At 63.7% G+C, this 22,650-nt stretch carries 18 protein-coding genes; 13 read left to right on the top strand and 5 right to left on the bottom strand.

Going from position 1 to position 22,650, the window contains the following annotated elements:
- Positions 1-88: 88 nt before the first annotated feature.
- Positions 89-946 (bottom strand): polyphosphate kinase 2, encoded by an 858-nt coding sequence (ppk2, locus tag IH615_RS19545; protein ID WP_291364567.1) that lies wholly within the window; start codon positions 944-946, stop codon positions 89-91.
- A gap of 90 nt (positions 947-1,036) precedes the next feature.
- Between ppk2 and IH615_RS19540 the strand changes: the two genes are divergently transcribed.
- The gene (locus tag IH615_RS19540; protein WP_291364566.1) at positions 1,037-2,317 is read left to right on the top strand and encodes an ATP-binding protein; all 1,281 of its coding nucleotides are present in this window, start codon (positions 1,037-1,039) and stop codon (positions 2,315-2,317) included.
- Between the two features lie 218 nt (positions 2,318-2,535).
- On the opposite strand, the gene IH615_RS19535 is transcribed toward IH615_RS19540, so the two are convergent.
- Entirely contained in the window at positions 2,536-3,105 is a 570-nt protein-coding gene (locus IH615_RS19535; protein WP_291364787.1) for a GcrA family cell cycle regulator, read from the bottom strand.
- 369 nt (positions 3,106-3,474) lie between these two features.
- Between IH615_RS19535 and IH615_RS19530 the strand changes: the two genes are divergently transcribed.
- The 4 genes from IH615_RS19530 to IH615_RS19515 all read left to right on the top strand — a co-directional run bounded on the left by IH615_RS19530 (position 3,475) and on the right by IH615_RS19515 (position 9,077).
- A complete protein-coding gene (locus IH615_RS19530; RefSeq protein WP_291364565.1) occupies positions 3,475-4,674 on the top strand; it encodes an aspartate aminotransferase family protein in 1,200 nt (399 codons plus the stop codon).
- Positions 4,675-4,795: 121 nt separating this feature from the next.
- Positions 4,796-5,728, top strand: a complete 933-nt coding sequence (gene argF, locus IH615_RS19525) for an ornithine carbamoyltransferase (RefSeq protein ID WP_291364564.1) — start codon at positions 4,796-4,798, stop codon at positions 5,726-5,728.
- A gap of 169 nt (positions 5,729-5,897) precedes the next feature.
- Positions 5,898-6,920, top strand: coding sequence for an Hsp33 family molecular chaperone (locus tag IH615_RS19520; protein ID WP_291364563.1), 1,023 nt, complete (start codon positions 5,898-5,900; stop codon positions 6,918-6,920).
- A gap of 264 nt (positions 6,921-7,184) precedes the next feature.
- On the top strand, positions 7,185-9,077 hold the full coding sequence (locus IH615_RS19515; protein ID WP_291364562.1) for a glycosyltransferase: 1,893 nt from the start codon (positions 7,185-7,187) through the stop codon (positions 9,075-9,077).
- An 18-nt stretch (positions 9,078-9,095) separates the two neighbouring features.
- Here IH615_RS19515 and IH615_RS19510 read toward each other — a convergent pair whose 3' ends face one another.
- From IH615_RS19510 to IH615_RS19500, 3 genes are all read right to left on the bottom strand, one after another.
- A complete protein-coding gene (locus IH615_RS19510) occupies positions 9,096-10,985 on the bottom strand; it encodes a diguanylate cyclase (RefSeq protein ID WP_291364561.1) in 1,890 nt (629 codons plus the stop codon).
- A 120-nt stretch (positions 10,986-11,105) separates the two neighbouring features.
- Positions 11,106-12,728: an ABC-F family ATP-binding cassette domain-containing protein gene (locus IH615_RS19505; protein ID WP_291364560.1), complete on the bottom strand. Its 1,623-nt coding sequence runs from the start codon at positions 12,726-12,728 to the stop codon at positions 11,106-11,108.
- A 104-nt stretch (positions 12,729-12,832) separates the two neighbouring features.
- A complete protein-coding gene (locus IH615_RS19500) occupies positions 12,833-13,711 on the bottom strand; it encodes a LysR family transcriptional regulator (protein WP_291364559.1) in 879 nt (292 codons plus the stop codon).
- A gap of 89 nt (positions 13,712-13,800) precedes the next feature.
- Here IH615_RS19500 and IH615_RS19495 point away from each other — a divergent pair, with 89 nt between their 5' ends.
- From IH615_RS19495 to IH615_RS19460, 8 genes are all read left to right on the top strand, one after another.
- Positions 13,801-14,475 (top strand): class I SAM-dependent methyltransferase, encoded by a 675-nt coding sequence (locus tag IH615_RS19495; protein ID WP_291364558.1) that lies wholly within the window; start codon positions 13,801-13,803, stop codon positions 14,473-14,475.
- 193 nt (positions 14,476-14,668) lie between these two features.
- Positions 14,669-15,595 (top strand): galactofuranose ABC transporter, galactofuranose-binding protein YtfQ, encoded by a 927-nt coding sequence (gene ytfQ, locus IH615_RS19490; protein ID WP_291364785.1) that lies wholly within the window; start codon positions 14,669-14,671, stop codon positions 15,593-15,595.
- 151 nt (positions 15,596-15,746) lie between these two features.
- Entirely contained in the window at positions 15,747-17,264 is a 1,518-nt protein-coding gene (locus IH615_RS19485) for a sugar ABC transporter ATP-binding protein (RefSeq protein ID WP_291364557.1), read from the top strand.
- Entirely contained in the window at positions 17,261-18,265 is a 1,005-nt protein-coding gene (locus IH615_RS19480) for an ABC transporter permease (RefSeq protein ID WP_291364556.1), read from the top strand. The genes IH615_RS19485 and IH615_RS19480 overlap by 4 nt, the downstream gene beginning before the upstream one ends.
- Entirely contained in the window at positions 18,262-19,239 is a 978-nt protein-coding gene (yjfF, locus tag IH615_RS19475) for a galactofuranose ABC transporter, permease protein YjfF (RefSeq protein ID WP_291364555.1), read from the top strand. Before IH615_RS19480 ends, yjfF begins: the two co-directional genes overlap by 4 nt.
- Before the next feature lies 1 nt (position 19,240).
- Positions 19,241-19,984 carry an FCD domain-containing protein gene (locus IH615_RS19470; RefSeq protein WP_291364554.1) on the top strand — a complete coding sequence of 248 codons (744 nt, stop codon included), beginning with the start codon at positions 19,241-19,243 and terminating at the stop codon, positions 19,982-19,984.
- 105 nt (positions 19,985-20,089) lie between these two features.
- Complete coding sequence (locus tag IH615_RS19465; RefSeq protein WP_291364553.1) at positions 20,090-21,019, top strand: metalloregulator ArsR/SmtB family transcription factor; 930 nt, start codon at positions 20,090-20,092, stop codon at positions 21,017-21,019.
- A 100-nt stretch (positions 21,020-21,119) separates the two neighbouring features.
- Positions 21,120-22,634, top strand: coding sequence for an alpha-N-arabinofuranosidase (locus tag IH615_RS19460; RefSeq protein WP_291364552.1), 1,515 nt, complete (start codon positions 21,120-21,122; stop codon positions 22,632-22,634).
- Positions 22,635-22,650 lie beyond the last annotated feature (16 nt).

The following is a 22,650-nucleotide window of genomic DNA, read 5'->3' as shown; positions in this document are numbered from 1 at the left end:
GGCGTTGGACTTTGCGAAGCGTTCGAAAAATGAAGAGCCCTCGGGTCAAACCCGAGGGTGACGGCCGTTGGGTGGGAATGCGGCCAAGCTAGTCGGTCTTCTTCAGCCTCAGAAAATCCTCGGCGCTCATCGTGATGTTCGGATCAAATTCCCCGATGGCCTTCTCGTCCTTGCCGGTATAGGCGAGGCCCTTGAGCACAGTCTGGATGACATTGATGCGGCCACGGCGCTTGTCGTTGGCGCGGATGACGGTCCAGGGCGCGTGCGGGCAATCGGTGCGCTTGAGCATCTCGTCGCGGGCCGCGGTATAGGCGTCCCACTTGTGCAGGGCCTCCATGTCGATGGGCGAGAGTTTCCATATCTTGAGCGGATCGTGGCGGCGGTCATGGAAGCGCTTAAGCTGCATTTCGCGACCGATCGACAGCCAGAACTTGAACAGATGGATGCCGTCATTGGTGATGCGCTTCTCGAATTCCGGCGCTTCATCGAGGAAGTGCTCGACCTGCTCGGGCGTGGCAAAGCCCATGACCTTCTCGACACCCGCCCGGTTATACCAGGAGCGGTCGAACAGCACGGTTTCCCCGGCGGCCGGCAGCCAGTCGACATAGCGCTGGAAATACCATTGCGTGCGTTCGCGGTCATTCGGCTTGGGCAGGGCGGCGATGAGGTTGTAGCGGGGATTGAGGTTTTCGAGATAGGTCTTGATGGTGCCGCCCTTGCCCGCAGCATCCCGCCCCTCGAACACGATCATGATGCGCTCGCCCGATGTGGCCAGGTGCGCCTGCAGCAATACCAGTTGCTTTTGCAGCTCATACATCTGCGCTTCATAGATGTCGCCATCCAGCTTATCCTCGTAAGGATAGCCGCCTGAGGTCATCGCACGTTTCTTGATCGCCTTGGGCAGTTCCGGATTTTCGAGGTCGAAACCATCAAGAGGGTCGGTCACAGGTGTCTCTCCGTTGTCATCTTCACCGTGCTATGAAGGCGCCCCCGCGCGCAAGGGGCCTCGCAACTGGCTGATTCTCAGAAACAAAACATGGATGACCTCCGGGCGACCCGCCCCATCTCGCCCCTGACGGTGGCGCTGGCACGCCTGGCTGCGCAGGGCGGCCTGCTGGCCGGCATCCTTGCCGTCTTCATCGGCCTGGCGCTGTTTGGCGAGGTCGGCATTGTCGCGGCCCTGCTTGGCTATCTGGCCATTTTGGCGGCTGTCCTCGTGCTCCCAGGCAACACCGTCACGGTGACGCAGATGGTCGAGACGCCGCACCCGGCCGCCGCTGCGGATGACGCGGTCTTTGCCTTTGCCGACGCCCTGGCCGATCCTTGCCTGGTGCTCGACCGCCGCAGCGTCGTGCTTCACGCCAATGCGGCAGCCCGCCGGCAGTTCCCTTCGGTGAGCAATGGCAACCCGATCACCTTCTCGCTGCGCAATCCCGAACTGGTCGGGGCCATCGACCTGGCCATGCGTGGCGGTGCGGTCCACACGGTCGAGCTGCATGAGACGGTGCCGTCCGAAACCTGGGACAAGGTCGTGGTGTCGCCGCTGCGCCGGACCGGCCGCGACTGGTTCGCCGACGACAACAGGCAACTGGTGGTGACATTCCAGAGCCTCACCGAGCTCAAGCGCGTCGATGCGCTGCGCTCCGATTTCATCGCCAATGCCAGCCATGAATTGCGGACGCCGCTCGCCTCGTTGCGCGGCTTCATCGATACGCTGCTCGGGCCGGCCGCCAAGGATGCCGCCGCGCGGGAAAAATTCCTCGGCATCATGCGCGGCCAGGCCGAGCGCATGAGCAAGCTGATCGACGACCTCCTGAGCCTGTCGCGCATCGAGATGCACCAGCATGTGCGGCCCACCGGCAGCATCGACCTGGCAGCCCTGCTGCGCGAAGTGCGCGAGGGGCTGATGATGCAGGCCAAGGCGGCCGATGTCGAAATCCGTCTGAGCCTGTTCGAGGGCCCGAGCATCACGACCGGCGATCGGGGCCAGCTTTATGAAGTGTTCGAGAACCTGCTGGACAATGCGGTCAAGTATGGCGCGAGCGGCAAGTATGTCGAGGTGAGCCTCGCCCCGGCCGGCCGGCCGGGTTTTCAGCATCAGGTAACTGTCATCGACCACGGCCCGGGCGTCGAGCCCGAGCATGTGCCGCGCTTGACCGAACGGTTCTACCGCATCGATGCCGAGGTCAGCCGCAAGAAGAAGGGCACGGGCCTTGGCCTCGCCATCGTCAAGCACATCGTCAACCGCCATCGCGGGCAGCTTTCGTTCAGGAGCAAGCCGGGCGAGGGCATGCGGGTGGATGTGTTTCTGCCTTAGGCGCGATGCTCTGCTGCGCCTCGATGTTACCCATCCACCGGGCGTCACCCTCGGGTTTGACCCGAGGGCTCTTCACTTACCAGGCGCTCTGCTAAGTACAGTGCCCTCGGGTCAAGCCCAAGGGTGACATGCGGTGGTGTGTTGCAGGTCGATGACTGCTCGTCACTTCAAACAAAAAGGGCGCCCGGTGGCGCCCTTCGTCGTTCTGTGATCGCGCCTCAGCGCCGCTTCTTGTCGACCTGGTGGTACGCCCGGCGCGAGTGGAACTCGCAATAGGGGCCGGTCTCGAGGCTATGCTGGCCGCAGAAGTAGAAGTCCTTGGTCAGCGGATCGCCGATCGGCCACTTGCAGGTGGCTTCGGTGAGCTGCAGCAGGCTCAGGCGCTTGTCCTCGGGGATGAACAGTTCCGCCGCGGCAGGCGCCACATAGAGCTGCTGCTCCATTTCCGGATTATGCGCCAGCGCGGTTGCGCCGATTGATTGCGGCCGCGACGACATCTGTGGACGCACCTTGCCGGCGCCACCACCCATGCTCGAAATGCCGGCCGAGGGGCTGGCCACGCGGCGCGGCGCCGGGCGGGCTGCCGGGCGCGCACGCGGTGCCGAATTGGTCGGCTTGGCGCGGGCAGACAGCTTGAGGCGATGCACTTTGCCGATCACGGCGTTGCGGGTAACCCCTTCGCCCAGCTCGCCGGCGATCTGGCTGGCCGAGAGGCCTTCCATCCAGAGCTTCTTCAAAGTCTCGACGCGCTCGTCAGTCCAGCCCGCCGATTGTGCTCCTGAAACCATCGTCAAAACAGAATCCTTCATTGCGCTGCCAAATGGCCATGGCAACCATCAAACGCTAGGCGTCGTATGTTAGGTGGGTCCGCCACACGAGATATCGTGTTCCCAATGCCATGTAGTTTACGACATCGGCGGAATCGGGATCAAGAGTCGGGGGCGACTTTCCCCGTAAATTCACTGGTTAAAATTGTCCTAACAAACCATGAGTCAAATCAGGGGCTTGGGCGGCGATCATTGACTTATCTGACGAAAATGGCCTAACTCTGACACCGAAACGCGCTGCGCAATGAGCGCGTTTTTGGTTTTTGTGGCGGTATTGTCACGCATCGCCGCTAGCCTCGTTTTCAACCCTGCAATCGAAGGAAATTGTCCATGTCTGCGCTCTACGGCACCTATGCCCGGTCCGATCTCGCTTTCGAGCGGGGCGAGGGCATGCGCCTGTATGACCAGCATGGCCGAGACTATCTCGATTTCCATTCCGGCATCGCGGTCAACGCGCTGGGCCATGGCGACCCCCACATCGTCTCGGCGCTGAAATCGGCGGCCGACAAGGTCTGGCACACCTCCAACGTCTTCACCATTCCCGAACAGGAACGGCTGGGCCAGCGGCTGGCGGACGCCACTTTCGCGGATTCGGTGTTCTTCACCAATTCGGGCGCCGAGGCGCTCGAATGCGCCATCAAGACGGCACGGCACTATTTCTGGGCCAAGGGCGAGGTCGACCGCTACGAGATCATCGCCTTTACCGGCTCGTTCCATGGCCGCACGCTGGGCACCATCGCCGCCGGCGGCAATCCGAGCTACCTGGAAGGCTTCGGCCCGCCAATGCCCGGTTTCAAGCATACCGCGCCGGGCGATCTGGATGCGGTCAGGGCACTGATCGGGCCGCAGACCTGCGCCATCCTGATCGAGACCGTGCAGGGCGAGGGCGGCGTCACCGCCATGACATCAGAATTCATGCAGGGCCTGCGCGCGCTCTGCGACGAACACGGCATGCTGCTGATCCTCGACGAAGTGCAATGCGGCTATGGCCGGACCGGGCGCTTCTTTGCCTTCGAGTGGAGCGGCATCACGCCCGATATCGTCGCGGTGGCCAAGGCCATTGGCGGCGGCTTCCCGCTCGGGGCGTGCCTGGCCAAGGGCGATGTCGCGGCATCCATGGTGCCCGGTACGCATGGTTCGACCTATGGCGGCAATCCGCTGGCATCGGCCGTCGGCAATGCCGTGCTCGACCGCATCCTGGCGCCCGGCTTCATCGACCATGTCAACCAGATGGGCCAGAAGCTGGCCTGGCACCTGCAGCAACTGGCGCAGAAATATCCCGACTATGTGCTCGAACTGCGCGGCAAGGGCCTGCTCGCCGGCATCAAGATCACCCCACCGGTACGCGACTTCGTCGCCCGGCTGCGCGACGATCATCGCATGCTGGCCATCGGCGCCGGCGACAATGTGCTGCGGCTCATTCCGCCGCTGATCGTCACCGAGGCGGAGATCGAGGAGGCGATGGCCAAGCTCGGCGACGCCTTCGACGCCATCGAGGCCGAAACGGCGTCGGTTCCGGCGGTTGGCTGAGATGGACTTGAGTGTCCGCTATTTTGGTCGGCGACGACGCGGTCTGTTTCCTCCTCCCTGAGGGAAGGAGAGAACTCGCGTATGCTCTGAACAACCATAGCGTCAAAAAGGAACCCGGCCCATGACATCGACCGGCACCCCACGGCATTTTCTTTCGATCGACGACTTCACCTATCCCGAACTGCGCGGCATGCTTGATGCGGCCGGCTCGCTCAAATCCCGCCTCAAGCAGGGCGATCGCCCGCAGCCGCTCAAGGACAAGGTCCTGGCCATGATCTTCGAGCGCCAGTCCACCCGCACCCGCGTCAGCTTCGATGTCGGCATGCGCCAGCTGGGTGGCGAGACCATCATGCTGTCGGGTCAGGAAATGCAGCTCAGCCGTGAGGAAACGCTGGCCGATACGGCTCGCGTGCTCAGCCGCTATGTCGATGCCATCATGATCCGCATCCTGAGCCACGCCGACCTGCTCGACCTGGCCGAGGCCGCCACGGTCCCTGTCATCAACGGGCTGACGCGCCGCGCCCATCCCTGCCAGATCATGGCTGACCTCATGACCTTCGAAGAGCACCGCGGCAATATCAGGGGCGCGAAGGTGGCCTGGGTCGGCGACAGCAACAATGTGCTGCATTCCTGGGTGAACGCGGCCGAGCTGTTCGAATGCCACCTGACCATCGCGACACCCGAGGAATATAGCCCCGAAAAGGACCTGATGGACGACATCAAGCGGGCCGGGGACTTCGTCAAGCTGATCGAGGACCCCCGCGAGGCTGTCGAGGGCGCCGACCTCGTCATCACCGACACCTGGGTCTCGATGGGCGATGTCGACGTCGCCGAGCGCCGCCGGGTCTTGAAACCCTACCAGGTCAACACCAGTTTGATGGCCTTGGCGGACAAGAACGCCCTGTTCATGCATGACCTGCCCGCCCATCGTGGCGATGAGGTGACCGACGAGGTGATCGACGGTCCGCAATCGGTTGTGTGGGACGAGGCCGAAAACCGCCTGCATGCCCAAAAAGCCATCCTGTGCTGGGCCTTCGGGGCAGACGTGAACTAGGTTGCGACTGATCTATTCTATCGCGTCATTCCCGCGAATGCGGGGAATCCACTCTTCGATTTGACCCGAAGGAGTGGATTCCCGCTTGCGCGGGAATGACGTTGTGGTTTGAACGAACAGCTGGTGGCACGTTTCGCCTTGAGGGTTTAGCCTCAAGAAAGCCAAGAGAATGACGACGGATACGACTGCCATGAACGAGAACCTGATGAGTGCCCTGGGGCTCGACCGGCCGGAAAGCCGCGATGATACCGTGGTGCCGTTCACCCTCGATAGGCTCGACACCCGCGGCCGCAGCGTGCGGCTGGGCGATGCGCTCGATACCATCCTCTCCCGCCACAACTATCCCGCTCCGGTGGCCCGGTTGCTCGGCGAGGCAGTGGTGCTGGCCGCCCTGATCGGCTCGTCCCTCAAATTCGAGGGCCGTTTTATCATGCAGACCCAGACCGATGGTCCGGTGAACCTGATCGTGGTCGATTTCGACGCGCCCGACGGGCTGCGCGGCTACGCCCGCTTCGATCATGAGGCGCTGCTCAAGGCAGCCGCGGAGGGTCGTACAAGGCCACACGAACTGCTGGGCAACGGCCACCTGGCCATGACCATCGACCAGGGACCCAATACCGAGCGCTATCAGGGCATCGTGGCCCTGCACGGCAATTCCCTGGAAGAAGTGGCGCATACCTATTTCATGCAGTCCGAGCAGATCCCAACACAGGTCCGGCTGGCGGTCGCCGAGTTCACCAAGAAGGGTGACCATCGCCCGCACTGGCGTGCCGGCGGCGTGCTGATCCAGCATCTGCCCGAGCATGGCATCTCGCATATGGCCGATCTGCCTGGCGACGGCAATTTCGACAATCCGGAAACGGCCGACCCCGATTTTGTCGAGGCCGACGGCTGGAACGAAGCCAAGATCCACCTGGCCACCCTGGATGATCTTGAACTGGCCGATCCAGACCTGAGCTCGGAACGCCTGCTGTTCCGGCTCTATCACGAGACTGGCGTCCGCGTGTTCACCCCTCTGCCAATGGTGGAGCGCTGCACCTGCTCGGCCGACCGTATCGAGGACATGCTGGCCACCAGCTTCACCGCCGAAGACCGCGAGGAAATGGCCGTGAACGGAGAGATAGAAGTGGTCTGCGAATTCTGCTCGACCGCCTATCGCTTCAACCCGCACCAGTTCAACGCCAAGCATTGAGACGGAACGGCCGCCCGGCGGCCGTCCCCATCGCCCGCCGGCCCGCATGATGTATTCCCGCCAGATCTCGCTTGCAGGGAACGCAATATTGGCGTCGAACAACTAGCCTTTGCTCTAAATCTATATCAGTATTGAGAATATCGGCTGTGCCGGGGGCGCAGCCGTCTCTTGCTTGGGGGCAGGGCCATGACAGTGTACAGGGTCGATAGACCGGACGATCACCTCGGAATGCCGATGTACAAGCGCTGATCCGGACCGCGTTCGATGTCCGATGCGCTGGACCTGACCAGAGCCATTCTGGCCGAGCCTGATGACGCACGCGCCCTGCGGGTGCTGGAGGCGGCGCTGGAGCGCGAGGTCGATGTGCTGCGCTATTGCGCGGCGACGCTCGGCCTGGGTGCGGATCTCGTCATGCAGCGTGCCGCCGCCTGGGCCGGCTATGCCTTCTATGAACGCGTGCCGCTGGGGGCGCAGGGCGATGCCCAGCCGACCAAGCTCGAAGCGCTGGCCAGCGTCCGCCTGTTTCGGGTGCAGCTGCTGGATCGCGAGGTCGCCTTTGCGGCGCCCGGATTCTTCGATGTCATTCGCCTCCGCAACAAGAAGAGCACAACGCCCCGGCTGCTCAACCTGCTGTTCTTCGTGCCCGAGCCGGCGCTGCGCGAATATCTCGCCCAGGCCGCCGCGCCGGCCCTGATCGATGGCGCGCGGCAGAACCTGGCGCGGCGATGGCCCTATGCCTCCGCCCATCTCGAGCTGACCCTGCTGGCTCGGCTCGGCTTTGTCGGTGCCCTGGCGCTGCTGGCGTCGAGCCTCTTGCTGGCCCCGTTCGTCGCGCAAGTGTGGCTGCTGCCCCTGGCCTGCGGCATGCTGCTCCTGCCTGCGGCGATCCGGCTTGGCGCGGTATTCACGCCGATTCGGCCAGCCCCGTCGCTCCGCCGCCCGCCCGATGAGGAACTGCCCGACTATTCGGTGCTAATCCCACTCTACAATGAAGCCGAGATGGTCCCCCAGCTCTATGCTGCCATGGCTGCGCTGGACTATCCGGCCGAACGCCTCGACATCAAGTTCGTGGTGGAGGCGCGTTCGGTGGATACGGTGGCCGCGGTCCGCGCCGGGCTGAGCGATCCACGCTTCTCGCTGGTGACTGTGCCCGATGCCTTGCCTCGCACCAAGCCCAAGGCGCTCGATTTCGCGCTGCCGCTTTGCCGGGGCGAGCATGTCGTCGTCTTCGACGCCGAGGACGTGCCCGATCCCGACCAGCTGTGGAAGGCCGCTTTGCGGTTTCGCGACGCCGATGACCTGGTCTGCCTGCAGGCGCCGCTGGTGATCGACAATGGCTCCCGCAACTGGCTTGCGGCCTTGTTTGCGGGCGAATATGCCGGCCTGTTCCTGGTGCTGCTGCCGGCCCTGGCACGCTGGCGCCTGCCCATGCCACTGGGTGGGACCTCAAACCACTTTCGCCTCAAGGTGCTCCGCGAACTGGGTGGCTGGGATGCCTATAACGTCACCGAGGATGCCGATCTTGGCCTGCGCCTGGCGCGACGACGGCTGCGCGTCGAGGTGCTGGCCTCGTCAACGCGCGAGGCCGCGCCGACCCAGTTGCTGCCCTGGATCGGCCAGCGCACCCGCTGGATAAAGGGCTGGATGCAGACCTTCATCGTGCATAATCGCGATCCGGGCCGGCTCATGGCCGAAATGGGCCTGCCGGCCTTTCTGGTGGTCGAGGCGCTGTTGCTCGGTATGATCCTGGCGCCGATGCTGCATTGCGGCTTCGCCCTGCTGCTGCTGGTCCGCTGGCTCTCCGGCATGGGGGGCCTCGATGCCAGCATCTGGACCGCATTCTATCTGGCGATACTGGCGCTGGGCTATGGCAGTGCGCTCGCCATGACGGGGCTTGGCCTGCACCGGCTTGGCAGGAGCGAATTGCTGCCGGCCCAGATCCTCTTGCCCGCCTATTGGCTGCTGATGGGCTTTGCCACGCTGCGTGCAGCACATGACCTGCTGGCGCGGCCCTTCTACTGGTTCAAGTCGCCGCATCGGCCAGCCAACACCCTGTCCAAGCGATGGCCGAGCCGGGCCCGATGGTGGCGACCCCGCGCTGACGGATGGGAAAAGATCCGTCTTGCCTGGATCGGCCTCCGGAGACCCCGGCCATAGCGGCCAGACCCGTAGCTGTCAGTTGTGGGTTCCGTATCGGCGCTGCTTGCCGGCGACCCGTGTGCCGAAGACGCGGTCGCGGCCGGCGGCCTTGGCGCTGTAGAGCGCCTCGTCGGCGACCTGGATGATCTCGGCGGCGCTGCGATGCAGATTGTCCGGCATATAGGTGGCGACGCCAACGCTGGCGGTGAGGACGCCGCGTTCGCTGCCTCGATGCGGCAGCTTGGCATCCGCCACCGAGCGCCGGAAGGCCTCGGCAACCAGATAGGCGCCGTCCTCGTCGGTATCGGGCAGGATGGCGGCGAATTCCTCCCCGCCATAGCGCGCCGCCATGTCGGCGGGCCGCTTGAGTGACCCCCGCAGATGCTTGGCCACGAGCCGGAGGGCGTCGTCGCCCGCCGGATGGCCATATTCGTCATTAAAGGCCTTGAAGCGATCGACATCGATGAGCAGCAAGCTCATCGGTGCGGCAGTCCGGGCGCTGCGGGCAATTTCGGTTTCCATCGCTTCGTCGAAGGCGCGGCGGTTCAAGAGCCCCGTCAGGCTATCGGTCCGCACCAGATGCTTGAGCTGGTCGGCGGCGGAATGCAGCGCCAGCTCGGCATTCTTGAGGCGGGTGACGTCGGTGACCACGACGAGGGTGCGGCCTTCACTGGTCGGGCGGGTGCGCACCTGCAGCCACCGGCCGTCAAACAGGTTGACCTCTTCTTCGCATTCAGAATGCAGGTTGCCGATGATCTGCTCGATCCAGGCAGCCTCGTGGCCGGCCGGAATACTGAGCTGCTCGCCGGTCTTGACCACTTCTTGCAGGATGTCGCGCAGATTGGCACCCGGTCGCCGGACCTCGCTCGTATAGGGGAAGAGGGCACGATACTGGTCGTTGCACAGGATGATGTTGCCCTGGCGGTCGAACATGGCAAGGCCGTCCGACATCTCCTCCAGCGCATAGGACAGCGTGTTGCGGCTGTCGATCAGATCCTGCCGCAATTGCCGATCGGCGGTGATGTCGCGTGTAACGCCCGCTATGCCGATCATGTCGCCATTGGCCCCATGCAGCGGTACCTTCGCGGTCGTAAACCAGCGTTCGGCCCCGGTCTCGTCCTGCAACAGTTCCTCGAGCTCGACCTGCGTCTCACGGCCGGCGATCAGGCTTTGCTCGGCAGCAAACAGGGCCGATGCGCGTTCGGGCGTGGCAATGTCGAAGTCGGTCTTGCCGATCATGTCGGTTGGGTTGGCGAAGCCATGCAGCCGCGCGACGCGCTCGTTGACCGCGACAAAGCGACCGTGTTGGTCCTTGATATAGTTGTAGTCCGGCGATTGCGCGAGGGCGGCGGCTAGAAGGTCGCGCTCCGCAGCGAAGCGCCGGGCCTGCAGGAAGATTACGCCGGCCAGGAAGATGGCGACCGTGTTGAGCACCGCCAGCGGTACCAGGTTGGGCAGCATCGTCCATGCCTGCTGCACCACGGCGCTGGTCGACGGAACGATGGCTGTCGCAATGCCCAGGCCAAGGGCATGCCAGGGCGTGATGGCGCCACGCCGCACGATCTGGCGCAGGACCAGTCCCACAGCGGCCACCGCGACGATCGTCACCACTGCCGGCAACACGACGCCACCCAGCACCACACGGAAGGTCAGAGCCATCACAAGCGTGATCGCTGCCGCCAGCGGTCCGCCGAAGAACGCCGAAAGCGCCACCAGGGAGAGGCGCAGGTCAAGAAAGCGGCCGGGCGCGATTTCGGCTGCCATCAACATGGTCGATACGGCGCCAAGCCCCATGACCGTGCCGAACAGGGCGGCGCGGCTTGCGCCGGGCACGCCGCGCAACCAGAATCGGGCATGGCCCCATGCCAGGACAAAAAGAGCAACGACGGCGAGATTGCCAGCAAGCATCTGCCAGGGTGACGTCAATCTGGCCTCCCGGGCCGGGCGGGGCGGCCACGCCCCAGGGTCCCCCTCAGGGATACCAGCTAAGCGTTCTCTATTCCTGAATCGGATCGAGTCATTCAGACGTTTGCCGTCACGAATGTGTTAGCTGCGTAGCCCCGGCGCTTCCTGCCCGGTGCTCTGCACATATTCGGTATAGCCGCCGCCATAGGTATGGACGCCCTCGGGCGTCAGTTCCAGCACGCGATTGGAGAGCGCGGCGAGGAAATGGCGGTCATGGCTGACGAACAGCATGGTGCCCTCATATTGGCTGAGGGCGGTGATGAGCATTTCCTTGGTGGCGATGTCGAGATGGTTGGTGGGCTCGTCGAGCACCAGGAAGTTCGGCGGATCGAACAGCATCATGGCCATCACCAGCCGTGCCTTCTCGCCGCCCGAGAGGACCCGGCACTTCTTTTCGATCTCGTCGCCCGAAAAGCCGAAGGCGCCGGCCAGTGCGCGCAGCGGCGCCTGTCCGGCCTGCGGGAAGGCGCTTTCGAGCTGCTTGAACACGGTCAGGTCGCCATCGAGCACGTCCATGGCATGCTGGGCAAAATAGGCCATCTTGACCGAGGGGCCGCGCGACACCGTGCCCTGGTCGGGATCGGCAGTGCCGGTCACCAGCTTGAGCAGGGTCGACTTGCCCGCGCCGTTGACGCCCATGATGCACCAGCGTTCCTTGCGGCGCACATGAAAGTCGAGCCCGTCATAGATGGTGCGGCTGCCATAGCTCTTGGAGACACCCTTGAGCAGGGCGACATCCTCGCCCGAGCGCGGGGCAGGGCGGAACTCGAATTCCACCGTCTGCCGCCGCTTGGGCGGTTCGACGCGGTCGATCTTGTCGAGCTTCTTGACCCGGCTCTGCACCTGCGCGGCATGGCTGGCGCGCGCCTTGAAACGGGCAATGAAATCCAGCTCCTTGGCCAGCATGGCCTGCTGGCGCTCGAACTGCGCCTGCTGGTTCTTCTCGGCAATGGCGCGCTGGCTCTGGTAGAACTCGTAATTGCCCGAATAGGTGGTGAGCGATCCGGCATCGATCTCGATGATCTTGGTGCAGATGCGGTTCATGAACTCGCGGTCATGGCTGGTCATGAACAGCGCGCCCGAATAATTCTGCAGGAAATCTTCCAGCCAGATCAGGCTTTCCAGGTCGAGATGGTTGCTCGGCTCGTCCAGCAGCAGCGCATCGGGACGCATCAGGAGTATCCGGGCCAGGGCCACGCGCATCTTCCAGCCGCCACTGAGCGCGCCGACATCGCCGTCCATCATCTCCTGGCTGAAGCCAAGGCCGTCGAGCACCTCGCGGGCGCGGCCATCGAGCGAATAGCCGTCGAGCTCCTCGAACTGGTGCTGCACCTCGCCATAGCGCTCGATGATGGCATCCATGTCATCGGCCTTGTCGGGGTCGCCCATATCGGCCTCGAGCGCCCGCATCTCGGTGATGAGGGCGCTGACCGGGCCGGCGCCATCCATCACTTCGGCGACCACAGGCCGACCTTCCATCTCGCCCACATCCTGGCTGAAATAGCCTATGGTCATGCCGCGATCGATCGAAACCTGGCCCTCGTCGGGCTGTTCCTCGCCGGTAATCATGCGGAAGAGGGTGGTCTTGCCAGCGCCATTGGGGCCGACCAGGCCGACCTTCTCACCCTTGAGCAGCGTTGCCGATGCGTCGATGAAGACGATCTGCTTGCCGTTCTGCTTACCGATGCTTTCGAGACGTATCATTGCCGTGCGGATTCCTGCGGCCGGCCAATGGGCACAGCGAACGCGCCCGTAAAGCACTGCGGGGCCGAAGGCGCAAGCCTGCCGGTGTCACAGGGGGTATGCGATCAGCCCAGCGTTTCGGCCAAGAGGTCAAAGACCAGCCTGATGCGACGGCTGGTATGCAGCTCGCGACGCACCACCAGCCAGATCGGTACGTCGAACGGCGCCAGCTCCGGCAGGACCGGCTCGACGCCATCGGCCCCCTCGGCCACCTCGCGAAACATGACGCCGATGCCCAGGCCCTGCCGGATCATCTGCCAGGCAGTGACGACGCTGCCGGTGGTCCAGCGGAAATTGCGCCGCGTCACCGGCACGCCGCGCGCATTGAGATCGGCTACCAGGCCATCCGCGGCCGAATAGCCGATGAAGTCGTCATCGGCGAGATCGGCGGCGCCGGCCGGGCGACCGTGGGCGTTCAGGTAGCTGGTCGCGCCATAAAGATGCGCCGTGGTGCCGCGGCAACGCCGGGCAATCAGGTCCGGCTGCTCGGGCGACACGTGGCGGATGGCGATGTCTGCCTCCCGCCGCATCAGGTCGCGGACATCGTTGGCGGCCACGACATCCACCTCGATGCCCGGTGCCACCTCATGCAGGCGCTTGAGGATCGGGGGCAGTGTATAGGCGGCGACGATATCGCTGGCGGTGATGCGCACCAGCCCCTCGACGGCCTGCGATTGGCCCGAGGCGATGAGGGACAGGCGGCTTGCCGCCTCGCTCATCGACCGCGCCGACTCGAACAGCTCCCGCCCGGCACTGGTGAGGCTCAGCGAGCGGCCGACGCGTTCGAACAGCAGCACGCCGAGGTCCTGTTCCAGCGCCGCGACCTGCCGGCCCACGGTCGGCTGCGTCAGGTCAAGCTGGCGCGCCGCAGCCGACAGCGAGCCGGTCTCGACCGTGGCGAGGAAGGCGTGCAGCTGGTTCCAGTCGGGGTAATGCGAACTCATGCGCTGATGTATATCGCTCGTGCGAATTTCTGCAATTTCGTTTCAGCGCGCCCGCCACTATCCTTTGCTGCATAGACAGGAGCAAAACTATGGGCGAGGACAGGTTCTGGGATCGGCTGGCCGAACGCTACGCGCGGCAGCCGATCGCCGACGAGGCGGCCTATCAGCGCAAGCTGCAGATCACGCGCGACTACCTGCGCCCGGACATGGATGTGCTGGAATTCGGCTGCGGGACCGGTGGTACCGCCATCCTCCAGGCGCCCTATGTCCGGCACATCACGGCCATTGATTTCTCCCAGGCCATGCTGGACATTGCCCGCGCCAAGGCCGCCGCCGCGGGCACCGGCAACGTGACCTTCGAGCGCGCCGACATCACCAGCTTCGTGGCGCCCGAGGGCAGTTTCGATGTGATCCTGGGCCTCAGCATCCTGCACCTGCTGGCCGACAAGGATGCCGTCATCGCCAGGGTGTTCCGCCTGCTCAAGCCGGGTGGCGTGTTCATCAGCAGCACGACGTGTGTGGGCGACACCATGGGCGCCTTCAAGTTCATCGCGCCGCTCGGCAAGGCGCTGGGCCTGCTGCCGCAACTCGACGTGATGACCTCGGTCGAACTGGTCGCTAGCCTTACCGGCGCCGGCTTCGCCATCGAGCAGCAATGGCAGCCGGGCCGGGGGAAAGCCGTGTTCATCGTTGCCCGTGCAGGGTCGCGCGGCCCGCAAGGACGGGTCACCAGCGGTGAGGGTGCAATGAGCCGAACAGCCTGAAAGGCCTGTAATATCTGGCTTTTTCTCCTGACGCAGCCAGATTCCGCGGCCGTGTTTTTTGCTATTTACATATAATAGTACTTTATATAGCGTCCTCGCATCGTCGCAGGTGAACACGCCGCGACGGCCACATTGGGAGGACATCGTGACCATCATTTCCAAGCTCGCCATCGCGGCGAGCCTCGCTACCGCTTTGACCTCGGTCAGCATTGCCCAGGAAAACCTTTCGGGCCTCGTCGTCGGCTTCAGCCAGATCGGCTCGGAATCGGGCTGGCGCGCCGCCGAGACCTCGGTGACCAAGCAGCAGGCCGAAGCTCTCGGCATCGATCTCAAGTTTGCCGATGCCCAGCAGAAGCAGGAAAACCAGATCAAGGCGATCCGCGGCTTCATCGCCCAGGGTGTCGATGCCATCCTGGTCGCTCCCGTGGTCGCCACCGGCTGGGACGACGTGCTGACCGAAGCCAAGGAAGCCGAAATCCCGGTGATCCTGCTCGATCGCGGCGTCGATGCGCCCGAAGACCTCTACCTGACCTCGGTTGCTTCCGACCAGGTCAAGGAAGGCCGCGTTGCCGGCGAATGGCTGGTGGCTGAAGTCGGCGATGCCGATTGCAAGATCGTCGAGCTGCAGGGCACCGTGGGTTCCACCCCGGCCATCAACCGCAAGCAGGGCTTCGAAGAGGCCATTGCCGGCCACGCCAACCTCACCATCGTCCGCAGCCAGACCGGCGACTTCACCCGCGCCAAGGGCAAGGAAGTGATGGAAGGCTTCATCAAGGCCGAAAACGGCGGCGCCGACATCTGCGCGGTCTATGCCCACAATGACGACATGGCCGTTGGCGCCATCCAGGCCATCAAGGATGCCGGCCTCAAGCCCGGCACCGACATCAAGGTGGTCTCCATCGACGCCGTGCCCGATATCTTCGCCGCCATGGTTGCCGGCGAAGCCAATGCCACGGTCGAGCTGACCCCCAACATGGCCGGTCCCGCCTTTGAAGCCCTCTCGGCCTATCTGGCCGACGGCACCGAACCCGAGAAGTTCATCATCACCGAGTCCAAGCTCTATACGCCTGCTGATAACCCGCAGGGCGAGTATGACACCCGCAAGGGTCTGGGCTACTAAGCTCGACAAATACCGGATACCTCCGCAACGTCACCACCCGGCTCGTCCGGGTGGTCCATTGCGGGCTGCTGGATTGCCCGGACAAGCCGGGCAATGACGGCCGAACCGAAATCGGTGCTAAGCTGAATCGGCTGACTGGGGGAGGGGCGATATGGCGGACAACAACTACGTGCTCGAAGCACGCGGCGTCCTCAAGATCTTTGGCAACCATGTTGCTCTCGATGGCGTCGATTTCGGCCTGCGCTCGGGCGAAGTCCATGCCCTGCTGGGCGAAAATGGTGCCGGCAAATCCACCCTCATCAAAATACTGACCGGCGCCTACCAGCCCGATGGCGGCGGCATCTATGTCGATGGCGCCAAGGTGTCGCTCGACAATCCCCTGCATGCCCAGACCTTCGGCATCGGCACGGTCTACCAGGAGGTCAACCTGCTGCCGAACCGCTCGGTGGCGGAAAACCTCTTTCTCGGGCACCAGCCACGCCGCTTCGGCTTCGTCGATTTCCGCAAGATGGAAGCCGATGCCCGTGCGCTGCTGGCCATCTATGATCTTCATATCGACCCGGCGAGCGAATTGGGGACCCATTCGGTTGCCGTGCAGCAGATCGTCGCCATTGCGCGGGCCGTCCAGCTTTCGGGCAAGGTGCTGATCCTGGACGAACCCACCGCCAGCCTCGACCGCAACGAGGTCGAACGCCTGTTCGAGGTGGTGCGCGGCCTCAAGGCGCGCGGCCTGGCGATCATCTTCATCACCCATTTCCTCGATCAGGTCTTCGCCCTTGCCGACCGCGTTACGGTGCTGCGCAACGGCAAGCTGGTCGACACCAGGCAGCTCGATGCGCTCAGCCGCACCGACGTGGTCCGCCTGATGCTGGGCAAGGATATCGCCTTTTCCGGCGCCACCGATGTCGAGCCCAGCGAGAATCCGGACGAAGTGCTGCTCGAATTCAAGGGCTACGGTCGCAAGCGCGGCGTGCTGCCCTTCGATCTCACCATCCACAAGGGCGAGGTGGTCGGCGTGGCCGGCCTCCTCGGCTCGGGCCGAACCGAAATGGCGCGCATCATGTTCGGCGCCGACCCGGCCGATCAGGGCACGCTCTCGGTCAACGGCAAGCCGACCGCCATCCGCAAGACCACCGACGCCATCAAGCACGGCTTCGGCTTCTGCCCCGAAGACCGCAAGGCCGAGGGCATCCTCGGTGATCTCAGCGTGCGCGAGAACATCGTGATCGCCCTCCAGGGCAAGCTGGGCTGGTTCAAGGCGCTCAACCGCGACGAGCAGCTCGAAATTGCCGGCCGCTTCGGCGAGGCCATGGATATCCGCGCCGCCTCGCTCGACATGCCGGTCAAACTGCTTTCGGGCGGCAACCAGCAGAAGGTCATCCTGTCGCGCTGGCTGGCCACCGATCCCGCCTTCCTCATTCTCGACGAACCCACCCGCGGCATCGATGTCGGCGCCCATGCCGAAATTGTCCGCACCATCAACCGGCTGCGCGAGGATGGCATGGCCATGCTGGTCATCTCGTCCGAGCTCGACGAAGTCGTCGCCTATAGCTCGCGCATCGTGGTGATGCGCGACCGCGAAATGGTCGCCGAACTGCGCGGCAAGAACATCAATCCCGGAGTCATCGTGCAGGCCATCGCCAACCATCCCGACGAGGCCGTCGCATGAAGCGGCTCCATCTCGAACGCCTCGCCAATCCGCAATTGCTGGCCCTTGTCGCCGTGCTGCTGATCAACTGGGCCCTGTTCCCGAACTTCTTCCGCATCTCCTGGCAGGATGGACGCCTGTTCGGCAGCTTCATCGACGTGCTCAATCGCGGCGCGCCGGTCGCTATCCTCGCCATCGGCATGACCGGGGTCATCGCCACCAAGGGCGTCGATCTTTCGGTCGGCGCCATCATGGCGGTGTGCGGCGCCGTGGCCGCGACCATGGTCGTCGCCGGCTATCCGACCCCCATCGCCGTCGTCGCGGCCCTGGCCGTGGGCATTGCCTGCGGCCTCTGGAATGGCTTCCTGGTCGCGATACTCGACATTCAGCCGATCGTGGCCACCCTGGTGCTCATGGTGGCCGGCCGCGGCATTGCCCAGCTCATTACCGAGGGCTCCATCGTCACCTTCAACGAGCCGAGCCTGATCTTCATCGGCACCGGCTCCTTTCTCGGCTTTCCCATGGCGGCGGTTATCGCCCTGGTGCTGATGATCCTGGTGACGCTGCTGGTCCGGCGCACTGCCATAGGCCTGTTCATCCAGGCCATCGGCGTCAATCGCGCGGCGGCATCGCTGGCCGGTATTCACAGCCGCATGCTGCTGGTGCTGGTCTATGCGCTCAGTGGCTTCTGCGCCGCCATTGCCGGCATCATCGTCGCCGCCGACATTCGCGGCGCCGATGCCAACAATTCCGGCCTCTGGCTCGAACTCGACGCCATCCTGGCCGTGGTCATCGGCGGCACCTCGCTGCTGGGCGGCAAATTCTCTATTCCGCTGGCGGTGGTCGGGGCGCTCATCATCCAGGCGATGAATACCGGCATCCTGGTCTCCGGCTTCCGGCCCGAGTTCAACCTCATCGTCAAGGCCGGGATGATCATCCTCATCCTGATGCTGCAATCGCCGCTGGTCGGCAACGCCGCCGGCTTCTTCAAACGCGACACCAGGCAGGCGGGCTCGAAATGAAACGCAGTCTTCGTCCGCTCGCCGCCACCGCCGTCATTTTCCTCATCGCCTATGCCCTGAGCGTGCTGCAGTTTCCCGGCATGCTGTCGACCCGCGTGCTTGGCAACTTCCTCACCGACAATGCCTTTTTGGGTATCGCCGCCGTCGGCATGACCTTTGTCATCATTTCGGGCGGTATCGACCTGTCGGTGGGGGCCGTCATCGGCTTCACCGGGGTGCTGGTGGCCGTGCTGATTTCCTGGATGGGCCTGCATCCCCTGGCCGCCTTCGCCATTGCCCTGGGCGTCGCGGCCCTGTTCGGCGGCGCCATGGGCGCGGCCATCCATTATCTGCAGGTGCCCAGCTTCATCGTCACCCTGGCCGGCATGTTCCTGGCGCGCGGTGGCGCCTCGGTCATCACCCAGGATTCGGTGCCGATCAACCACGAGTTCTACGCCGCCATTTCCGGCCTTATCATTCGCCTGCCGGGCGGCGGCCGGCTGAGCTTCATCGGCCTGCTGATGGTGGCTGTCTTCCTCGTCGGTGCCCTGCTGGCGCATCGCACCCGGTTTGGCTCCTATGTCTATGCGCTGGGCGGCAATCCCGTATCGGCCCTGCTGATGGGGGTGCCGGTGGCCCGCACGACGGTACAGATCTACATGTTGTCCAGCGTCTTGGCGGCCTTGGCGGGAATCGTCTTTTCGCTCTACACATCGGCCGGCTATCCGCTGGCGGCGGTTGGCGTCGAGCTCGACGCGATCAGCGCGGTGGTTATCGGCGGCACGCTGCTGACGGGTGGCTATGGTTTCGTGCTGGGCTCGTTTGTCGGCGTCATGCTGCTGGGTCTGGTCCAGACCTACATCATCTTCGACGGCACGCTGTCGAGCTGGTGGACCAAGATCGTGATCGGCGTGCTGCTGTTCTTGTTCATTGTCCTGCAGCGCATCATATTTGCGGCCTCCGCTCCCGGAGAAGAGTCGCCCGAGAAAGTGTAGCATGATCGAAGCAGGCAGCCTTATTCGCTCGCTGTCCGGGCGACCCGCTGCACGGAATTTCCATACCTTCGTCATCAACGAAATCGGCCAGGGCATCGTCACGGGTAAGTATCCGGTGGGCTCGATCCTCGCCAGCGATGCGGTGATGATGGAAACCTATGGCGTATCGCGCACTGTGCTGCGCGAGGCGCTCAAGACGCTCGAGGCCAAGGGCCTGGTCGAGGCGCGCCCCAAGGTCGGCACCCGCGTCTCCCTACCCAGCCGCTGGAGCTTCTTTGACCCGCAGGTGCTTTCCTGGCACTTCTATGCCAAGCCCGACCGCCACTTCTACGAAAGCCTGTTCGACGTGCGCCGTGCGCTCGAAATCCGCGCCGCTGCCCTCGCCACCCAGCGGCGCACCGCCGAGAATATCCGCGTCATGAAATACTGGCTGCACCAGATGGAGTCAGCCGGCGGCGATCTCGAGAACCACGGCATCGCGGCGCTGGAAATCCACCGCACCGTCGCCGAAACCTCGGGCAACGCCCTGCTGCGGTCGGTGACCGGCATCGTCGAACTGACCGTGGCCCTGGCGCTCAAGCAATGCCTCGCGCAAGGCCCCGGCGACTATCTCACGACCACGCTCGAAGCCCTGACGCGGCTGGTGGCGGCCATCGGCAATGCCGACGCCGCCGAAGCCACGGCCATCGTGGGCGAGGTCATCGACCTCGACGAGGCGCGCGTCATGGCCTCGGTACAGGCCTGACGATAACGGGGCGGCCTGCCGCCATTGACACGAAGCCTCGCCACGCCAGATAAGTATCGAAAGCTCTGATACACAAAGCTGGCAGCACGCACTAACGGATGCACAATGAGCCGGAATTTTCTGCTGATCGACCCCGAGGAAGGCATGGAGGTGCTCAAGGCTCTGGCATCGCCGATCCGGGTCAAGGTTCTCAAGGCCCTGCGCCAGAAGGGGCCGCTCAACGGCAATGAACTTGCCGAGCATCTGGGCCTGCCGCAGTCGACGGTGTCGACCAACCTGCAAATCCTCGAAAGCTCCGGCCTGATCCGGATGGAGACGCAGAAGGCCCGCAAGGGCAACCAGAAGGTGTGTCACTCCGCCTTCGACGAGGTGGTGGTGATGTTCAAGGAGGATTCCAGTCCGCCGCGCGAGAACACCATCGAGGTGTCGATGCCGCTTGGACTCTATACTAGCTGCGAAGTTTCGGCGCCCTGCGGCTCCTGCTCGGTCGAGGGCATCATCGGACTGCTCGATGTGCCCGATTCCTTCCTCAACCCGGAGCGGATGAAGGCCGGGCTGATCTGGTTCACCCGCGGCTATCTCGAATACCAGTTTCCCAACAATGCCAAGCTGGGCCAGCGCAAGATCGAAGCCATCGAATTCTCGATGGAGCTAAGCTCTGAGGTGCCGGGCACCTCGGCCGACTGGCCCAGCGACATCACCCTGTCCGTCAACGGCACCGAAATCGGCAGCTGGACCTCGCCGGGCGATTTTGGCGACAAGCGCGGCGTCTATACGCCCGATTGGTGGAAGCTCAAGGGCAGCCAGTACGGCAAGCTCAAGAGCTGGCGCGTCACGCAGAACGGCACCTATGTGGACGGAATGAAGATATCCCCAGTCTCGTTGGGCGACCTTGACCTGACCACGCATCACTCGATCCGGCTGCGGATCGCGGTCAAGGACGATGCCAAGCACCCCGGCGGCGTCAACATTTTCGGCCGCGGCTTCGGCAACTACGACCAGGACATCATCATGCGGCTGCAGACCGCCCGCTAGCCATTTATCATATTTTTCCCGAGCCCCTATTGCGTCGGTGCCCTGCGCACGTTTAAAACGCAGTAACTGATATAAATCAGGAATGGGAATGGAGGAAATGATGAAGGCGTCCGTCGTCGCGCACAAGGACTACACGATCAGCAAGATCGATGATCGTGTCTATGGCGCATTCCTGGAGCATCTCGGCCGGGCCGTTTACGAGGGCATCTACGAGCCCGATCACCCGACCGCCGACAAGGACGGGATGCGGGGCGACGTCGTCAAGCTCGTCAAGGACCTCAATGTGCCGGTGGTCCGCTACCCCGGCGGCAATTTCGTTTCCGCCTATAACTGGGAAGATGGCATCGGCCCGCGCGACCAGCGCCCCGTTCGCCTCGACCTGGCCTGGCACACCTCCGAGAGCAATGCGGTGGGCGTGCATGAATTCGCCGACTGGTGCGCGACCGTCGGTACCGAAATGATGCTCGCTGTGAACCTGGGTTCGCGCGGCGTCGACGAGGCCCGCAATTTCCTCGAATATGTGAACCATCCCGGCGGCTCCTATTGGAGCGACCTGCGCATCAAAAACGGCCGCAAGGAACCGTGGAACGTCAAGATGTGGTGCCTGGGCAACGAAATGGACGGCCCCTGGCAGGTCGGCCACAAGGATGCCGACGAATATGGCAAGCTGGCCGCCAACACGGCCCGCGCCATGCGCATGTTCGACAAGTCGCTCGAACTGATCGTCTGCGGCTCGTCGCATATGGACATGCCCAGCTTCCCCGATTGGGAACGCATCGTGCTCGAGCATACCTATGAGCATGTCGATCACATCAGCCTGCATATGTATTTCGCCAATCGCGACGACAATACGCCCAATTACCTGGGCCTGAGCCACAAGCTCGACCGCTACATCGAGACCGTGGCGTCCACCATCAAGCAGGTGAAGGCCAAGAAGAAGTCCAAGAAGGACATCTACATCTCCTTCGACGAATGGAACGTCTGGTACCATTCCAACAAGAAGGATCGCGAGATCCTGGACGGCAATGGCGGCTGGCCGCATGCGCCGGGCCTGCTCGAGGACATCTACAATTTCGAAGACGTGCTGATGGTGGGGTTGATCCTCAACACCTTCATCCGCCGCTCGGATGTGGTGAAGATCGCCTGCATCGCCCAGCTGGTGAACGTTATCGCGCCGATCATGACCGAAAAGGGCGGCCCGGCCTGGGCGCAGACCATCTACTACCCCTACTTCTTCGCTTCGGTCTTCGGACGTGGCACCGCCCTGCAGCTGGTGACCAGCTCGCCGGGCTACGAGACCACCCATGCCGCCGATACCCCCTTCGTGGATGTGTCAGGCGTTCATAACGAAGAAGATGGTACGCTGAGCTTCTTCCTGGTCAATCGCCACACATCAGAGACCATAGAGACCGAAGTCAGCCTGCAGGGCTTCGGCAATGGCACCGTCATCGATCACCAGGTGATGACCCATCCGGACCTCAAGGCGGTCAACACCGCCAGGAACCAGCAGGAAGTGGCTCCACGCAAGGGCTCCGGCGCCAGGATTGCCGGCAACACCCTGACTGTCGCCCTGCCGCCATACTCTTACCAGATGGTGCGGGTGAAGCTCGGCTGAGAACGCCTGGGCTCCA

It is taken from the genome of Devosia sp. (assembly GCF_014860165.1).
Taxonomy (GTDB): Bacteria; Pseudomonadota; Alphaproteobacteria; order Rhizobiales; family Devosiaceae; genus Devosia.
Note: the sequence above shows the minus strand (reverse complement) of the source record. Positions and strands in the feature narration are given on the sequence as shown.

Bases quoted from the DNA above. Each gene is read 5' to 3' on its own strand.
- IH615_RS19540 (WP_291364566.1), top strand. From the start codon at position 1,037: ATGGATGACCTCCGGGCGACCCGCCCCATCTCGCCCCTGACGGTGGCG.
- IH615_RS19535 (WP_291364787.1), bottom strand. From the start codon at position 3,105: ATGGTTTCAGGAGCACAATCGGCGGGCTGGACTGACGAGCGCGTCGAG.
- IH615_RS19530 (WP_291364565.1), top strand. From the start codon at position 3,475: ATGTCTGCGCTCTACGGCACCTATGCCCGGTCCGATCTCGCTTTCGAG.
- argF (WP_291364564.1), top strand. From the start codon at position 4,796: ATGACATCGACCGGCACCCCACGGCATTTTCTTTCGATCGACGACTTC.
- IH615_RS19520 (WP_291364563.1), top strand. From the start codon at position 5,898: ATGACGACGGATACGACTGCCATGAACGAGAACCTGATGAGTGCCCTG.
- IH615_RS19515 (WP_291364562.1), top strand. From the start codon at position 7,185: ATGTCCGATGCGCTGGACCTGACCAGAGCCATTCTGGCCGAGCCTGAT.
- IH615_RS19505 (WP_291364560.1), bottom strand. From the start codon at position 12,728: ATGATACGTCTCGAAAGCATCGGTAAGCAGAACGGCAAGCAGATCGTC.
- IH615_RS19500 (WP_291364559.1), bottom strand. From the start codon at position 13,711: ATGAGTTCGCATTACCCCGACTGGAACCAGCTGCACGCCTTCCTCGCC.
- IH615_RS19495 (WP_291364558.1), top strand. From the start codon at position 13,801: ATGGGCGAGGACAGGTTCTGGGATCGGCTGGCCGAACGCTACGCGCGG.
- IH615_RS19485 (WP_291364557.1), top strand. From the start codon at position 15,747: ATGGCGGACAACAACTACGTGCTCGAAGCACGCGGCGTCCTCAAGATC.
- IH615_RS19480 (WP_291364556.1), top strand. From the start codon at position 17,261: ATGAAGCGGCTCCATCTCGAACGCCTCGCCAATCCGCAATTGCTGGCC.
- yjfF (WP_291364555.1), top strand. From the start codon at position 18,262: ATGAAACGCAGTCTTCGTCCGCTCGCCGCCACCGCCGTCATTTTCCTC.
- IH615_RS19470 (WP_291364554.1), top strand. From the start codon at position 19,241: ATGATCGAAGCAGGCAGCCTTATTCGCTCGCTGTCCGGGCGACCCGCT.
- IH615_RS19465 (WP_291364553.1), top strand. From the start codon at position 20,090: ATGAGCCGGAATTTTCTGCTGATCGACCCCGAGGAAGGCATGGAGGTG.
- IH615_RS19460 (WP_291364552.1), top strand. From the start codon at position 21,120: ATGAAGGCGTCCGTCGTCGCGCACAAGGACTACACGATCAGCAAGATC.